The 15,878-nt window shown below is 45.8% G+C and carries 14 protein-coding genes; 7 read left to right on the forward strand and 7 right to left on the reverse strand.

Annotated elements, in window-relative coordinates; genetic code table 11:
- Nucleotides 1-118: 118 nt before the first annotated feature.
- Together ndk and FW758_RS04030 are read left to right on the forward strand one after the other, a co-directional pair.
- Entirely contained in the window at nt 119-550 is a 432-nt protein-coding gene (gene ndk / locus FW758_RS04025; protein ID WP_446444702.1) for a nucleoside-diphosphate kinase, read from the forward strand.
- A gap of 362 nt (nt 551-912) precedes the next feature.
- Nucleotides 913-1,356 (forward strand): Hsp20 family protein, encoded by a 444-nt coding sequence (locus tag FW758_RS04030; protein WP_006081847.1) that lies wholly within the window; start codon nt 913-915, stop codon nt 1,354-1,356.
- Between the two features lie 100 nt (nt 1,357-1,456).
- Here the strand turns inward: FW758_RS04030 and ilvN are convergent, their stop codons facing one another.
- The 3 genes from ilvN to FW758_RS04045 form a co-directional block, all read right to left on the reverse strand.
- Nucleotides 1,457-1,951, reverse strand: a complete 495-nt coding sequence (gene ilvN, locus FW758_RS04035; RefSeq protein WP_006081846.1) for an acetolactate synthase small subunit — start codon at nt 1,949-1,951, stop codon at nt 1,457-1,459.
- Nucleotides 1,951-3,669, reverse strand: coding sequence for an acetolactate synthase 3 large subunit (locus tag FW758_RS04040; protein ID WP_006081845.1), 1,719 nt, complete (start codon nt 3,667-3,669; stop codon nt 1,951-1,953). The genes ilvN and FW758_RS04040 overlap by 1 nt, the downstream gene beginning before the upstream one ends.
- A 532-nt stretch (nt 3,670-4,201) precedes the next feature.
- On the reverse strand, nt 4,202-5,425 hold the full coding sequence (locus FW758_RS04045) for a multidrug effflux MFS transporter (protein ID WP_006081844.1): 1,224 nt from the start codon (nt 5,423-5,425) through the stop codon (nt 4,202-4,204).
- A 595-nt stretch (nt 5,426-6,020) separates the two neighbouring features.
- Here FW758_RS04045 and FW758_RS04050 point away from each other — a divergent pair.
- Nucleotides 6,021-7,895: a choice-of-anchor I family protein gene (locus tag FW758_RS04050; protein WP_446444703.1), complete on the forward strand. Its 1,875-nt coding sequence runs from the start codon at nt 6,021-6,023 to the stop codon at nt 7,893-7,895.
- A gap of 188 nt (nt 7,896-8,083) precedes the next feature.
- Here the strand turns inward: FW758_RS04050 and FW758_RS04055 are convergent, their stop codons facing one another.
- Nucleotides 8,084-9,442 (reverse strand): aminotransferase-like domain-containing protein, encoded by a 1,359-nt coding sequence (locus FW758_RS04055; protein ID WP_446444704.1) that lies wholly within the window; start codon nt 9,440-9,442, stop codon nt 8,084-8,086.
- A gap of 92 nt (nt 9,443-9,534) precedes the next feature.
- On the opposite strand from FW758_RS04055, the gene FW758_RS04060 reads away from it, so the two are divergent.
- Nucleotides 9,535-10,161, forward strand: coding sequence for a LysE family translocator (locus FW758_RS04060; protein ID WP_446444705.1), 627 nt, complete (start codon nt 9,535-9,537; stop codon nt 10,159-10,161).
- Nucleotides 10,162-10,347: 186 nt separating this feature from the next.
- Complete coding sequence (locus FW758_RS04065) at nt 10,348-12,105, forward strand: SulP family inorganic anion transporter (RefSeq protein WP_011846940.1); 1,758 nt, start codon at nt 10,348-10,350, stop codon at nt 12,103-12,105.
- A 190-nt stretch (nt 12,106-12,295) separates the two neighbouring features.
- On the opposite strand, the gene FW758_RS04070 is transcribed toward FW758_RS04065, so the two are convergent.
- Nucleotides 12,296-12,493, reverse strand: coding sequence for a hypothetical protein (locus tag FW758_RS04070; protein ID WP_006081839.1), 198 nt, complete (start codon nt 12,491-12,493; stop codon nt 12,296-12,298).
- 196 nt (nt 12,494-12,689) lie between these two features.
- Nucleotides 12,690-13,346 carry a glutathione S-transferase gene (locus tag FW758_RS04075; RefSeq protein WP_446444706.1) on the reverse strand — a complete coding sequence of 219 codons (657 nt, stop codon included), beginning with the start codon at nt 13,344-13,346 and terminating at the stop codon, nt 12,690-12,692.
- A 375-nt stretch (nt 13,347-13,721) separates the two neighbouring features.
- On the opposite strand from FW758_RS04075, the gene trhO reads away from it, so the two are divergent.
- Nucleotides 13,722-14,726 carry an oxygen-dependent tRNA uridine(34) hydroxylase TrhO gene (gene trhO, locus FW758_RS04080; protein ID WP_012197232.1) on the forward strand — a complete coding sequence of 335 codons (1,005 nt, stop codon included), beginning with the start codon at nt 13,722-13,724 and terminating at the stop codon, nt 14,724-14,726.
- A gap of 250 nt (nt 14,727-14,976) precedes the next feature.
- Nucleotides 14,977-15,450, forward strand: a complete 474-nt coding sequence (locus FW758_RS04085) for a hypothetical protein (protein ID WP_006081836.1) — start codon at nt 14,977-14,979, stop codon at nt 15,448-15,450.
- Between the two features lie 167 nt (nt 15,451-15,617).
- Here FW758_RS04085 and FW758_RS04090 read toward each other — a convergent pair whose 3' ends face one another.
- Nucleotides 15,618-15,860, reverse strand: a complete 243-nt coding sequence (locus FW758_RS04090; protein WP_446444707.1) for a DUF2897 family protein — start codon at nt 15,858-15,860, stop codon at nt 15,618-15,620.
- Nucleotides 15,861-15,878 lie beyond the last annotated feature (18 nt).

The following is a 15,878-nucleotide window of genomic DNA, read 5'->3' on the forward strand; positions in this document are numbered from 1 at the left end:
GAATAAAGCGAATGTGCGCAATATCTCAGACTAATTTGCTATAAAGATAGGATTTAGCTTTTAAATTTCGTATAATCCGCGCGAATTTTTTTAAACTTGCTGACAAAGGAAGCTAGTTATGGCGATCGAACGCACATTTTCTATTATCAAACCTGATGCTGTTGCAAAAAACCACATCGGTGCTATCTACAATCGTTTTGAAACTGCTGGTCTTAAGATCGTTGCATCAAAAATGTTACACCTGACTAAAGAACAAGCTGAAGGTTTCTATGCTGAGCATAGCGAGCGCGGCTTCTTCGGTGTTCTGGTTGCATTCATGACTTCTGGTCCTATCATGGTCCAAGTATTAGAAGGCGAAAACGCTGTTTTAGCTCACCGTGAAATTTTAGGTGCAACTAACCCAGCTCAAGCGGCTCCTGGTACTATCCGTGCTGATTTCGCTGAAAGCATTGACGAAAACGCGGCTCACGGCTCTGATGCTGTTGAATCTGCTGCTCGTGAAATTGCTTACTTCTTCAGCGCTGAAGAACTGTGTCCACGCACTCGTTAATTCGATGCTAAGACTGAAAAAGGAGCCCTAGGCTCCTTTTTTATTGGCTGCAATTTAGCGAATACTGCTTGCCGTGCGCAATGAATCTAATGCAGCGATATCATTCACGTCTCGCTTCACCGTTTTAAAGTTGAATTAGAGTTTGTTTTTATTGGTCTTTTAAAGTTCTGCACATTTTTTTAATTTTCTTGCTTGAAATTCTCTCTCCCGTCCTTATATCTATTTCAGGATCGCTCGATGAGGGTCCTAGTGTGAATTCTGTGCCGTAAGGACAGAAGATTTAATTCGGCAGACTCTATAAACGTTTTCATCCTGAAAACAGTCCGCCAATTCTCCATATTGCTTAAGACAAGGATATGAATATGCGTACTTATGATTTAACACCACTTTACCGCAGTGCCATTGGTTTTGACCGTTTAGCGCAATTGGCAGAACATGCCGCCGCCAATAATGGCAACTCAGGTTATCCTCCATATAACATCGAATTACTCGGCGAAAATCGTTATCGCATAACGATGGCCGTAGCCGGATTCTCAATGGATGAACTTGAGATCAGCAGTGAAGGTGAAAAATTACTGGTGAAAGGCAATAAAGCTGAAAGCCAAACCGAGCGTAAATACCTGTATCAAGGCATAGCTGAACGCGGTTTTGAGCGTACTTTCCAGCTGGCAGACTATGTCACTGTGCTCGGTGCAAGTTTAGAAAATGGCTTACTCAATGTTGATTTAGTGCGTGAAATTCCTGAAGCATTGAAACCACGCAAAATTGAGATCACCTCATCGCGCTTGTTAGACAGCCAGTCATAATTGATGCTGTGATAACCGCTTAAAAAACAAGGGGAGCATTATGCTCCCCTTGATGTTTTTGTGCTTATGCGAAAATGTCCGCGAGATTTCCGTGAGAAAACTAGGCTTTCATGGCCTTTTCGCCGCGGGCCAAACCCACCACGCCGGAGCGTGAGACTTCGACCAATTTGGTGACTTCCCCCAGCGCATGAATAAAGGCATCGAGTTTATCTGACGTGCCCACCATTTGGATGGTGTATAAATTCGCCGTCACATCGACAATCTGACCGCGGAAAATATCCGCCATACGTTTCACTTCTTCCCTAAATTCGCCTTGGGCACGGACCTTAACAAGGGCAAGCTCACGTTCAATATAAGCAGACTCAGTAATATTCGATACTTTTAACACATCGATTAACTTATGTAGCTGCTTCTCTATCTGCTCTAACACCATTTCATCGGCAACGACTGTGATGTTAAGCCGCGACAGGGTGATATCGTCCGTTGGCGCCACTGTTAAACTTTCAATGTTATAACCGCGCTGTGAAAACAAACCGACCACACGAGACAGGGCGCCGGATTGGTTTTCTAATAATACAGATATAATTCGACGCATTAGCATTTCTCCGTCTTGGTCAGCCACATTTCATTCATCGCACCACCGCGGATCAACATGGGGTACACGTGCTCAGTTTCATCCACCATGATATCGATAAAGACCAGCCTGTCTTTCATCGCCAGCGCTTCAGCCATTTTTGACTCAAGTTCGGCGGGATCGCTGATCGTCATGCCAACATGACCATAGGCCTCGGCAATTTTGGCAAAATTTGGCACTGAATCCATATAGGAATGTGAGTGACGGCCAGAGTAAATCATGTCCTGCCATTGTTTTACCATGCCAAGGAAACGATTGTTTAAGTTGATAATTTTTACTGGCGTATCATATTGCAGCGCGGTTGAAAGCTCTTGAATGTTCATTTGGATGGAACCATCGCCCGTAACACACACAACGGTGGCATCAGGCATGGCCATTTTTACGCCCATCGCGGCGGGCAAGCCGAATCCCATCGTCCCTAGGCCACCTGAGTTGATCCAGCGGCGCGGCTTATCGAACGGATAGTACAAGGCGGCAAACATTTGGTGCTGGCCAACATCTGAAGCGACATAGGCATCGCCATTGGTCAGCTTATACAAGGTTTCAATTACTTGCTGTGGTTTGATGCGGCCACTGTTTTTGTCATAGGCCAGACAATCGCGGCTGCGCCATTGTTCAATGTCATTCCACCAAGTGGCAATGGCATCGTTGTCGTTGTGTTCGTTCGATTCATCTAACAGTGCCAACATGCTGTCTAAAATACTGTCGGCCGAACCCACGATAGGAATATCCACGTGGATAGTTTTCGAAATAGAAGATGGATCGATGTCGATGTGCAAAATGGTCGCGTTCGGACAGTATTTTTCCACATTATTGGTGGTTCTATCGTCGAAGCGTACACCAATACCGAAGATCAAATCGCAGTTATGCATTGTCATGTTGGCTTCGTAGCGACCGTGCATCCCAAGCATGCCTAAACTGTTTTTGTGAGTGCTTGGAAAAGCGCCAAGCCCCATCAACGTGCTGACGACGGGAATGTTTAATCTCTCAGCTAATTGTAGAATTTGCTTATCACAACCTGAGATAATCGCGCCGCCACCGACATAAAGTACCGGTTTTTTCGCGGCTAACAGGGCTTGAAGACCACGGCGGATCTGACCTTTATGGCCTGATGTCGTTGGATTGTACGAGCGCATTTTGACGCTTTCTGGGTAGCAATATTCGTGCAGCAGAGCTGGGTTTAAACAATCTTTTGGCAGATCGACAACCACAGGACCGGGACGGCCAGTAGAGGCAATGTAAAAAGCCTTTTTAATAATTTCAGGAATTTCAGTCGGATCTTTAACTAAAAAGCTGTGTTTCACCACAGGGCGAGAGATACCTATCATGTCGCATTCTTGGAAGGCATCGTTACCGATAAGATTGCTCGGGACTTGACCCGATAACACCACAAGGGGGATAGAATCCATGTAAGCGGTGGCAATACCGGTAATCGCGTTGGTCGCGCCTGGGCCTGAGGTGACTAATACCACGCCCACTTTACCCGTGGCACGGGCGTAGCCATCGGCCATGTGTACGGCGGCTTGTTCGTGGCGAACGAGTATGTGTTCAATACCGGGGATAACGTGCAGGGCGTCGTAGATATCTAAAACTGAACCGCCAGGATAACCAAAAATGTGCTTTACGCCTTCATCGATCAAAGAACGCACTATCATGCTGGCGCCGGATAACATCTCCATGTGGAACTCCTATTGCTTAGTACCGTTACGGTAAACAGTATCTTGTTACAGCGACGGTAATCGCTCTAAAAATTAAGCCTGAAGGGTAATTCAGACTCCGAAATGCTGAACTGACTTCGTCGAAGACAAGTGACTCATCCCTTAGGATGCAGCAACTGTTGCAATGAACAGAATTTCATCATATTCAAAAAAAACAACATTTCAAGCCTTTTATGTAAAAAATAACCAACTTGAAACAATTTCACGTTTGAATGACTCGTTAACTTGCTTGAATCGCCAAGTAACCTAGGCTGGTTTATGGGCTTATCTTATATTTTTCAGATTGTTAGATGCTTAAAAAGCAAAAACGGCACTAAAAGTGCCGTTTTGGTGTGGGAGGTTAGATAAGCAGATACTTAACTGTCGCGATTAAATATTACCTATTTGCTACATCTGTGAAAGCCAATGCGCTGTTTTCACGCGATCAAACATGTGTTGCCGATGTGGCATTGGTATCCATGGCTCTTAGAAATAGACCCTTAAAAATAGATCCTTAAACCGTCGGCGGTATTTGATGCTTTGGACGATTGAATTGGCAAATACCGACTAACACAATAGAACCTAACATGAGGGCAGAAAAGGGCACGGCTGTGCCATCGTAAAACACTGCCAATAACGGCCCCGCCAGTGCGCCACAGCCAAATCTTAAGGTGCCAATAACTGCGGTTGCGGTTCCTGTTTCTTGTTTAAACTTCATCAGTACTATCGCATCGGCATTAACTGACATCACCCCTAGGCTACCCATCAAAGGAATAAGCATGATCACGGTAAAGTGATAGCTCATATCCAGCAGGTTTACGGTTAATAAACCGACACCAGCAATCGCCCCGAAAAAGGTCGACACATGCAACATACGGAGCGAACCATAACGGCCCACGATGCGCGTATTAATGATATTGGCCAGCATTAAGGCGCCGACGTTAGTGCTAAACAAGATGGCAAAATAGGATTTATCTAAGGCAAAGACTTCCATGTAAACGAAGGGCGATGCGGTGAGATAACAGAAAAATGAAAAAGACGTTAACACGCCGCTGGCAATGTTTAGCTTAACGCCAGGGCGGGAAAATACGGTCGCATAGGCGCCAAGAAACGATTTCTGGCTGCGGGTATCCATATCTTTATCGCTGGGCATTTTCAGCGCAAACAGCACCAGTAATAACAGGGTAGCGGCATAGGCGGATTGAATGAAGAAGATTAAATGCCAATCACCGAGTTCGAGGATCACGCTGCCAATACTAGGAGCCAACAATGGCGCTAACATCATGATTAAACTCACGTATGACATACCCTTGGCGGTATTGTCACCATAGACTTCTTTGATGTATCCCGGCACCACCACAGTCGCAGCCGCGCCGATAAAGGCCTGTAAAAAACGTAGGCCAAGAAAGACTTCGACTTGACCCGCAAACCCAATCAGTAAGCTGGTGAGCATAAATCCACTCAGTCCCAATATCACCATAGGACGACGACCAATGCGGTCGGCTAGGGGGCCGAAACATAACATGCCCAGTGCGTAACCCGCTAAGTAGATACTCAGGGACTGTTGCACTGTCGTGACATCGGTATGAAAACTGAGGGCCAATGTCGACATCGCAGGTAAGTACATGTCGATGGCCAATGGCGTGATCGCGACAATCGCCGCAAGCATGGGAATAAGCAGCGCTAAATTCGGTATACGTCTGCCGTTATGGGCAGAAGGTTGTGATTGTGGGTCCACTGTTACCTCGGGTGGCGAAAGAAATGAAAGCGTATTTCACAGGTTTATGCGGTGTGGTTTAAATTGTACTAGGACAATTCACGATTAATCCGCCATTTTGAAGCCAGTTCCTGCGCTACCAGTTTCTACATTAAGAGCGAGAGCACATGATCAAGATCATTGGCGGGGATTAGGCAAAAGTGAATTGCGGTATTGTCTATTTGCACAGTTCAGACAGCAAGCAATAGCATAGTAAAGTGCTCGGACAAATAAACCAATCTTTGCGCTGATTTCTTTACTGTATTTTACCGATTAAATTGTAACTAAGTGGTAAGTTTGATTATCGAGGCATCACTTTAGTGGATTGAGCCGTTATCTTCACAAGATTCTTCATTTAAATCTTTCTTATCAAGTCTTTCTTATCAAATTGCAGTCTTTTGTAACTTAGTTCTTTACATCTTAGTCCTTCAAATCCTTATGGTTCAAACTGACTCGTTCGAAAGTGCGAGTTGTCATCTGAGTGTCACGGCTTTGTCATCCCTGCGTCTTTTATGCTGACTAGTTTAGTGGGCTTTAGCTTCACCCTACTAAAAATAAAATATTCAGGAATGACACGATGAAAACACAACGACTTCCGCTAGCCGCTGCCATTATGGCGAGCTTATTACTTGGAGCCTGCAGCGGTGATGATGGCGCAGCAGGTGATAAAGGCGACAACGGCTTAAATTCACTGGTTAACGTGACGGCATTGAATATCGGTGATGCCAATTGTCCCGCCGGTGGTCAGCGTATCGATACCGGATTAGATGCTAACAATAATGGCCAATTAGATGACAGCGAAATTGCAGCAGCGCAAACACAATATGTTTGCCAGCCACAAACTGCAGGCTTAAAAGCTGAGTTAATTGGTCGCCATCAGACTGGTGTTTATGGCTTAAGTGCCGCCGAAATCGTTGAATATCACAGTGCATCTAACCGTATTTTTGTGGTCAATGCCATTAGCGGCAAAGTGGACATTATAGATGGCAGTTTATTAGCAACGGCATCCAATGCCGCTGATCCGTTAGCATTGAATAATCTCGAAAAATTTGGTGAACTTGATGTGGCTAAAGACGTTGGCCAAACCTTTATGGGTAGCGTTAACAGTGTGAGCATTTCAGGCAACTTGTTAGCGGCTGCGATTGAACGTGGCGATGCTGCCGGCAATAAAACCCAAGCCAATGGTTTTGTGGCTTTTTATCAGCTTAACGGCACAGATGCACCGCAGTTTATCAGCGCGGTAGAAGTCGGCGCTTTACCCGATAACGTGGCATTTACCCACGATGGTAAAACCTTATTAGTGGCCAATGAAGGCGAGCCAAATCCAGCCTATACCTTAGATCCTGAAGGCAGTGTGGCGCTGATTGCAATTACTGACGGTAAGCCCGCAGCCACTGCGACTATTATCGGTTTTAGTGAATTTAATCAGGGCGGTGCACGTGCCAGTGAGATCACGCCAGACATTAAAATCAATGGTCCAATGGCGAGTGTGGCGCAGGATTTAGAACCTGAATATATCGCGATTAGCCAAGATAACCGCCGTGCGTTTGTCAGTTTGCAAGAGAACAATGCCATTGCCGTAATTGATATCGCCAGTGCCAAAGTCGCCAAGATTTTACCACTAGGCCTTAAGGATTACGGACTTGAGGTGAATAAAATTGATGCGAGTGACAAAGACAATCTTGTCAACCTGCAAAGCTACACAGGCGTCTACGGCATGTATCAACCCGATACTGTCGCGACCTACCGTTGGAACAATACAGACTTTATCGTTACGGCCAACGAAGGTGATTCCCGTGATTATGCAGGCTTTTCTGAAGAAGCCCGCGCAGGGGATTTAGTGCTCGACCCAAATCACCCACAATTTGCCGCCGCAAAAGATAAAACGCAGTTAGCTCGCCTTAAAGTGACCACTAGCATGGGTGACGACGATAAGGACGGCGATTACGACAAGATAGTCAGCTTCGGTGCTCGCTCATTCTCGATTTGGAGCGCAGACGGTCAGCAAGTCTTTGACAGTGCGAGTGATTTTGAACGTATTACCGCGGCACTTTTAGGCAGTCACTTCAACAATAATAACGAAGAAAATAAAGGCGATAGCCGCAGCGATGATAAAGGACCAGAGCCAGAAGCCTTAGCCCTAGGTCAAATTGGTCAACGACTATATGCCTTTGTTGGTTTGGAACGCACCGCAGGCTTTATGATTTATGACGTGACCAATCCCTTCGATGTGCATTTTATCGACTATGTTGTGAATCGTGATTTTGAGGCCGACTTTGTTATCAATACAGATACGGGTGAAGTCAAAGGGGATGCAACATTGGCGGGTGATTTAGGGCCAGAAGGGATGAAGTTTGTCAGTGCCGATAAAAGCCCTAACGGTAATCCTTTGTTAATCATAGGCAATGAAGTCAGCGGCACGACGAGTGTTTACCAACTAAAGATTAAATAGTGCTGCGCTAGTGGTTTATAGCTAATTGCTCCTTCATCATGCTTGTCAGTCACATCTGCGCCAGTAGCATACATGCTACTGGCGCTTTTTTATGCTCTCTAATTTTACAAATTAGCTATTTAGTGTGAATTAACTTCATCTGACATGGCGCATAAAAATTGGCTGAGTTCGGAGGTTTTTAAGCGAGATTACACCACTGAATAGGCATTTTGTACCAGGGAGTGAACAGTCGCCTCGATACATTCAATCGCATGTTGAAATTGAGTGTCGTTTTCGGCGCCGCCAAGGCTCAAGCGAATAAAATTGTCATGGCAATTAAAGTCATCTCCATTACGGATCAAAATGCCTTTAGCGGCCAGTGCAGTGACGAGGTGATGGGCTTTGATATCTTCTGGCAGTTGTAGCCAACCGTTCAGTCCTCGCCAAGTTTGGGTTAATCCCAGTCGTTCGCCCATGGCTATAGAGATACGTTGGCGTTGGCGAACTATGGTATCGCGATCGGCAGTGATTTGGCCTTTCTTAATCAACTGACAGGCTATTTCAATGTTCAGCGGCGATACCATCCAGCATTGGCTATGAATCGCGAGTCGCACTTGGGCGATAAGTGGTTCAGGCACCAGAATAAAACCTTGCCTTAGGCCGCCAGAAAACAATTTTGACAGGCTTGAAATATAAATTACCCGTGGGATAGCCAGCTGTTTTGCTAATTGCCACAGGGGCGAATGCCACTCTTCGGGTAAACAATAATTCACATCATCTTCAATGATATAAAACTGATACTGCTCGGCCAATTCGAGGAGTTTTTGCCGCTGCGGCTCACTGTATTGAATACAGGTAGGATTTTGATTATTCAGGGTTAGATAAACTAACTTGGGATGATGGATTTGCACTAACGCCTCAAAGCGGGCGAGATCCACGCCTTCATGGGAGAGGGGCACACCAATGCTGGTCACGCCGAGTTGCTTAGCGCAAATTCTCACGCCTGGATAACTGTATTGCTCGTGCAGCAGCACATCGCCCGTCGATAAAAATGCACTTAAACAGGCAAAAATCGCTTGCTGGCCGCCGTGGGTAAAAATCAGTTGCTCAGGCGTTTGTTGTATGCCGCGTTGGTTAAGCCATTGGTGAAACACTTGTTGGTGTTGATCTAATGGACTGGCGCGATAACCCAGTAACTGGCTGAGCTTTGTCGGGTCTTTTGCTAATTGGCTGAGGCAATCACTGAGGGTGCTAATTTGATCTGTGAGTGGCTGCTGGCAGGTCGCCATATTCAATTGTACGTTACCGATCTCTGGTACTGGGGAGGCGTTGACATAGGTGCCATCACCGACGCGTGCTTCAACGTAACCCCTTTGTTCCGCCAATGCATAGGCGCGGGTCACAGTACCAATAGTGATGCCTAAGGCATCGGCTAAACGGCGCTGCGGGGGCAGTTTACTGCCTTGGGTTAACACCTTCTGCAAAATGCCTTGTTCTATCGCACTGACTAAGCGCTGATATTTCTGACCTGAAAAAGCTGTTAGGTCTGGCGTCCAGATTGTACCCATGACAATAAATCCATTGATCTCTAATATTCTCCGTATATTATTTATTGCATCTGTTTATGTCAATAAATGTATGCATACAATTTAAGGTGAATATGAATACCGCACTACTTTATGATCCACAATTATGGACCTTGATGGCTTCTGCCGCGTTGTTTTGTGCAACCATGACCATGACGCCCGGACCGAACAATATCCTCTTAGCGAGCTCTGGTGCACATTTTGGTGTGCTGCGCACTGTGCCGCACATTGCAGGGATCCGCTTGGGTTCGACTTCTTTACACCTTGCGGTGTTATTTGGGCTTGGAACCTTGTTTGAAGCATTACCGGTATTGCACCAAGTATTGAAATATTTCGCTTTAGCGTATTTGCTGTATCTGGCGTACAAATTAGTGACATCGCCTGTACAGAGCACGCATTTAGATGACGGACGAAAACCTATGACCCTGATTGAGGCCGCTTTATTTCAATGGATTAATCCTAAGTCGTGGATGTCGACCATCACTCTGTGCAGCGCTTTCACTCTCGGCTGTGATGGCTTTTGGCTCAGTGCCTTTCTTGGGGTATTAACCTTTAACGTAGTAGGATTTCCGGCTTCATTTACTTGGGTGTTTGTTGGTGCGGCGATCAGTAAGAAACTCAATACGGATAGACGTAAGCGTCATTTTAATTGGTTTATGGGCAGTTTACTTTTAGTGTCACTGCCGATGATATTGCGCTAACTTAGTGTGCAATCAGCGCCTAACTCCATAAATATTCTGAGGAAAATACTCGCGTAATGATTGGCTTTATGCCATAACCAACATACTATTGCTGGCTGTTAGGTCATGACCTTTTCGCTGAATATTTTCAGTCTCGGTTATACTGGTTAGTGCTTATCTTGATAGTGTGTATATGGAGGTTGCCGAGTGAAGTTCCCTAGTTTGATTTCGTTTATGCCGGGATTGGCGCAATTATTACAATATGAAAAGCAATGGCTTAGGGATGATGTGCGCGCAGGCTTGTCAGTTGCCGCTGTGGCACTCCCTGTTGCTATTGCCTATGCCCAGCTCACAGGCGTCAATGCTGCTGTGGGTTTGTACTCCTGCGTATTGCCTATGCTGGTATACGCGCTATTTGGTACTTCAAAGCAATTAATCGTGGGTCCAGATGCGGCAACTTGCGCTGTTATCGCCGCCGTTGTTACGCCCCTTGCCGCTGGCGATAGCATGAAGCACTGGCAGTTAGTCATGACCATGACAGCCATGACAGGCTTTTGGTGCTTGATTGCGAGCCGTTTTAAGCTGGGTGTGCTTGCTGACTTTCTGTCAAAGCCGATTTTGATGGGATTGCTTAACGGGGTCGCGATCACCATTATCGTCGGACAATTTTCGAAGATTTTTGGTTTTACCTTCGACGAGCGCTATTTAATCGAACGCCTCAGCGGCGCCCCTTCTTATTTATCAAAAACCCATTGGCCGACCTTGACTATGGGGATTGTGACGCTGGCGACTTATGCCTTAGTGAAACGGTTTCGTCCACAATGGCCCGCATCTATGTGCGCGATGGCGATGGCGGCGTTCCTTGTTTGGGTATTTAACCTGACGAGCTTTGACATTAGCGTTGTCGGAGAGGTGACCTCTGGTTTACCTTCATTCCAAGCACCGGCTTTTGATTTGGGGATCGCCCGTGAGTTGGTGGTGCCAGCGCTCAACTTAGCCATGGTGAGCTTTGTGAGCATGATGCTGACGGCCCGAAGTTTTGCGGCAAAAAATGGTTACGATATAGATGCAGATAAAGAATTCAGGGCGTTAGGGTTAGCCAATATCGCATCTGCCATCTCCCAAGGGTTTGCGGTGAGCGGCGCCGATTCCCGCACTGCGGTGAATGATGCCAATGGCGGCAAGAGCCAGTTAGTGTCCATCATAGCGGCGGTATTGATTGGCGTTGTGGCGCTGTTTTTTACTGCGCCGTTGAAGTACATCCCTAGCGCAGCATTAGGGGTGGTATTGGTGATTGCCTCTATTTCGCTTATCGATCTTAAGTCGCTGTGGAATCTGCGTGTGCGCGATAAGTCAGCTTTCTTGCTTGCGTGTATCACCTTGTTCTCAGTGCTGTTTATTGGGGTGATTCCTGGGATCACTTTGGCCGTGTTACTGGGGTTATTCCAGTTCCTTGCTACGGTAATGCGCCCCACGGATCAAGTGCTTGGCTTAGATCATAAGGGCGTTATCCGTAGCGTCGATGACTCGGGTAAAGCCAAATCTGTGCCTGGCGTGTTTATGTATCGCTTTAATTCGCCGTTAACTTACTTTAATGCGACGTATTTTAAGCGCCGTTTACTGGAAAAGTTTATTCGGGAATCTGAGCCAGTCGATTGCATCATTATTGATGCTGTGCCTTGTTTTACCCATTTAGATTTAAGTGTGATGGCCATGTTGGCAGATTTACATCAATTGCTTAAAAAGCGTGGAGTACGCTTAGTGCTTGCGGGGCGTAAACGACAGATGCTGAGTTGGTTCGAGCAAGCGGGCATGCAGACTGGGGAAGGCGGCATTCTGATCCGGCCAGATTTGTATCTCGCCCTTAAAATGAATCAAAGCTATAAACAAGCCTTGGCTGAAGGGCAAGCGCCCGTGATCCAAAAAGTCCCCGATGATGCTGTGTTGTTGCATAGCCATTTATAGCGAATGATTTGAATTTTAAGGTTGTGTAAAAGAGGGGGCATTAAAATAGCGCAGCCTAAGCTTGCGCTATTTTTTTGCTTGTTTAAGTGCTTGTAAGTATTTATTTAAATGCTTATTTATGTGCTTTGAATTGGGCGGGTCAATGATGCTGTAGCAAGTGTTGTCGCCCAATGTGATGGTGTTTGACGGCTTAGTCTTTGAGAATTCTATCGAGGGGAATAAAACCGTGATAACCGTAATATCCCATAGGGCCGAGGATCAGACTGAGTAGGCACCATAACCATTTTTTGTTGGTGCTGAGATCCACTTTACTCTTGAAGGCTCGAAGGGCGAAAAGAAAATGCAGTAGCATCAGGCCCCCAAGCATAATAATGATATTGATATCCATATGTTCCAACTGCCTTATCCTTGTGTTCTATCATTCACGCCTTTGAAAGACATTAAGCGCGGTTACATTTATCTTGAGAAGCTTGTCTAGTGACCGGTAGCTAAATTAGCCACCTCACTAACTGTCAAATACCTTACTCGAATATTTTACCAATGGCTATAACATAAAATAAAAATAATCTTTAAATCTTATTGGCTTACATGTCTCCTAACAAGCAAGTTGGAGAATGGCTAGCGTCCCAGATCACATATTTTTCCATCGCTCGAATAAATATTTCACTCGAAATGAGGTTTTCTAGCCAAGCGGCGAGTCGCGGAAAATCATCGCTCAGTGCACGTTTAAGATCCACTGCGGCAAATTGGCGTATAAAAGGCACTATGGCGTAGTCCGCAAGACGAGGTGTATCGGCAACTAAAAAGGAGTGTTGTCCTAAGCATGCTTCAAGTTGCGTGAGGAAATGGCTCGCTTGCTGGTAATAGTCAGATTGCGTTTGTTCAGGGTAACGGTCAGCATATTTATAGCGGTCGAGCCATGGCTTAAATTGCTGATCATTTTGCGCAATAAGTTGCGCCATTTTATCTGCAATTACAGGGCTTTGCTGACATAACAGAGCTAAGGGATCAGCTTGCGTGAGTGCCCAGCGCATGATCTCGAGACTTTCGGCAATCACTTCGCCATTGGCTAGCACTAATACCGGCACTGTCCCTTTGGGTGAAGCGGCCAGCATTTGCGCTGGTTTAGCTTTAAGGGTGATTTCGCGGACTTCAACATTGCATTGGGCGAGTAAGAGTCCCAAACGCGCTCGCATGGCATAGGGGCAACGGCGAAAAGTGTATAAAACGGCAAGAACCATTAGGATTTCCTCTACTGTGCGGCGCTAATGCGACGCAAGTTGGTGCGATGAACACTGATGTCGGCTTGTGTCTTCTACATATACATGCTTATTGACGACGCGAGTGTGCCAATACGAATGCCGCGTGCCAATCAGGCAGTGTGCAAAGGGCGCAGATGGTAACGCTTTCATATTGAAATTTCTGCTTAATTTGCCAGCTGAAAATGATTTTTCTTACCTCTGTGCGTAAAGAATTAAAGACCCTGCATTTTATCTGTGTTTATCTTGCTGTGACTCAGGTAGAATTCCGCGCTATTTTGGGATCTGTAGCCAGTCTACAGATGATTGATTTGTTTATGCACTGGAAATTAAGTTCCAGCTAGCAAAGAGGGTGTTATGACTAAAGTCGTCGTGTGTGCGTTATATAAATTCGTGTCTTTACCGCATTTTGAATCTATCCGAGCGCCACTGCTCGCCATGATGGAACAGGCCGAGATCAAAGGCACTCTGCTCCTCGCAAGCGAAGGGATTAATGGCACAGTTGCCGGCACCCAAGAAGCGATCGAAGCATTATTGGTTTGGCTTAATAGCCAAAACGGCCTAGACAATATTGTTCACAAATTGTCATTCGACGATGAAATGCCGTTCTACCGCACTAAAGTCAAACTGAAAAACGAAATCGTCACTATGGGCGTTGAAGGCATTGATCCACTTAAAGTGGTTGGCACCTATGTTAAGCCTCAAGATTGGAATGCGCTGATTTCTGACCCTGACGTGATTTTAGTCGACACTCGTAACGACTATGAAGTGCAAATCGGCACTTTTAAAAATGCCGTTAACCCTGTGACTGAAACCTTCAGAGAATTCCCTGAATATGTGAAGCAGAATCTTGATCCTGCTAAACATAAAAAGGTTGCCATGTTCTGTACTGGTGGTATTCGCTGTGAGAAATCAACCGCGTATTTGAAAGAGCAAGGCTTTGACGAGGTGTATCATCTTGAAGGCGGCATTCTTAAATACCTTGAAGAAGTCAAAGCAGAAGAAAGTCTGTGGGAAGGCGAGTGCTTCGTGTTCGATAATCGCGTCGCGGTTAACCATGACTTGAAGAAAGGTCAATACGATCAATGTAATGCTTGCCGTATGCCAATCACTGAAGCTGAAAAACAGAGCCCTGCCTATGTGCAAGGTGTCAGTTGTCCACATTGTATTGACAAAATTTCTGACGAGCAGCGTAAACGTTTTGTTGAGCGTGAGCGCCAAGTGAATCTGGCAAAAGCCCGTAACGAAGCGCATATCGGCAGCGATGTAAATCAAGTGATTGAAGCGCGCCGCGAGAAAAAAGAAGCGCAGCGTCGACTCGCCGCCGAGAAAAATAATGCGAAAAAATCGCAAGTGCTTTAACTTTATATTTCATTGGATTAGCTGCGAGTTAACCATGAGTTCTCACTGAGTTCGTTTTTCGCTCAGGCAGCTCATACATTGCTCTCGATTTGAATATGGTTGCACTATGGCCCGACTCGTTCGGGTCATTTTTTTATGCCGATTTTAGTTTTAGTGTGAATATGATAACTTTCAGTCGCTAGTATTAAAAAAATAAAGTCGAGTGCTATTAAACGAAAGGGAGCGTTTCAGTGCAAGGTAGGCAAAGCGCATGAGCATTTGGAAAGAGCTATACGATATTTTCGATAAGGAACGCAGTCGCTGGCAACAATCGAGCGCCAGTAAGCAGGCGATTGCCTTTGAGTTAAAAGCCAATTTGGGTTTTCTGGCCGATGCCTTAAGCAGCGGTTTATCGCAAAGTGCGATCGCCAGCGGTTTAGAATGCAGTATTTTTGAGGCAAAACTGAAAGAGGGCGCCGCACTCACTGCGTTAAATCGCCGTAAAGTGACCCTGAAGTTTATTGGCGAATTTGCCGAGTTTGCCAAGTATGTCGGTAAAGAGAACGACGCTTTAGTCGAGAATGCTTATTCTAAAATCAAATCACTGCAGAAATTAGTGGCAGCTGAGCCCAATAAAAGCCACGATCTGAGGATTAAATCCCTGTTTCGCTTCTTAGTCTTTCTAGTGGCGCACCTTGAGGAGCAGCCATTGAGTCGCACATCAGCGAAAAAAGCTGAAGGTTGATGCGTGGATGAGCTTGTGATTAATACGATTGGTATAAGAGGCAAAAAAGGCGCTTGTGGCGCCTTTTCTATGTTTGCTAACGTCATTGCTCAGCTTTTTAGCGCAGTCTTTAAGAGGCGTGTTTACGAGTCATCTTTCAACATACTCTTTAAAGGCCACTATTGAGTTTAGCGCTTAGGTGGCTCATCTGCTTTATTGGGCTCTGAGTCCGCAGAACTCGGCTTATTTGAAGCCGCATCTGCGTCATTCTCTGCTGCCGAAGGCTCGGCAGTAGGCTTTATCTGTTTATCTTTACCATGTTGGCCGAACTGCGGCAGTTTGAACTTAGCACTGTACTTCAACGCGGCAAGATTGCTGGCGATGACACCGACGATCAAAATAATAATGATCCAGACTTCTAAGGTCGACATACTCAGCTCCTGTTTCGA

Source organism: Shewanella sp. 1180_01, assembly GCF_052850535.1.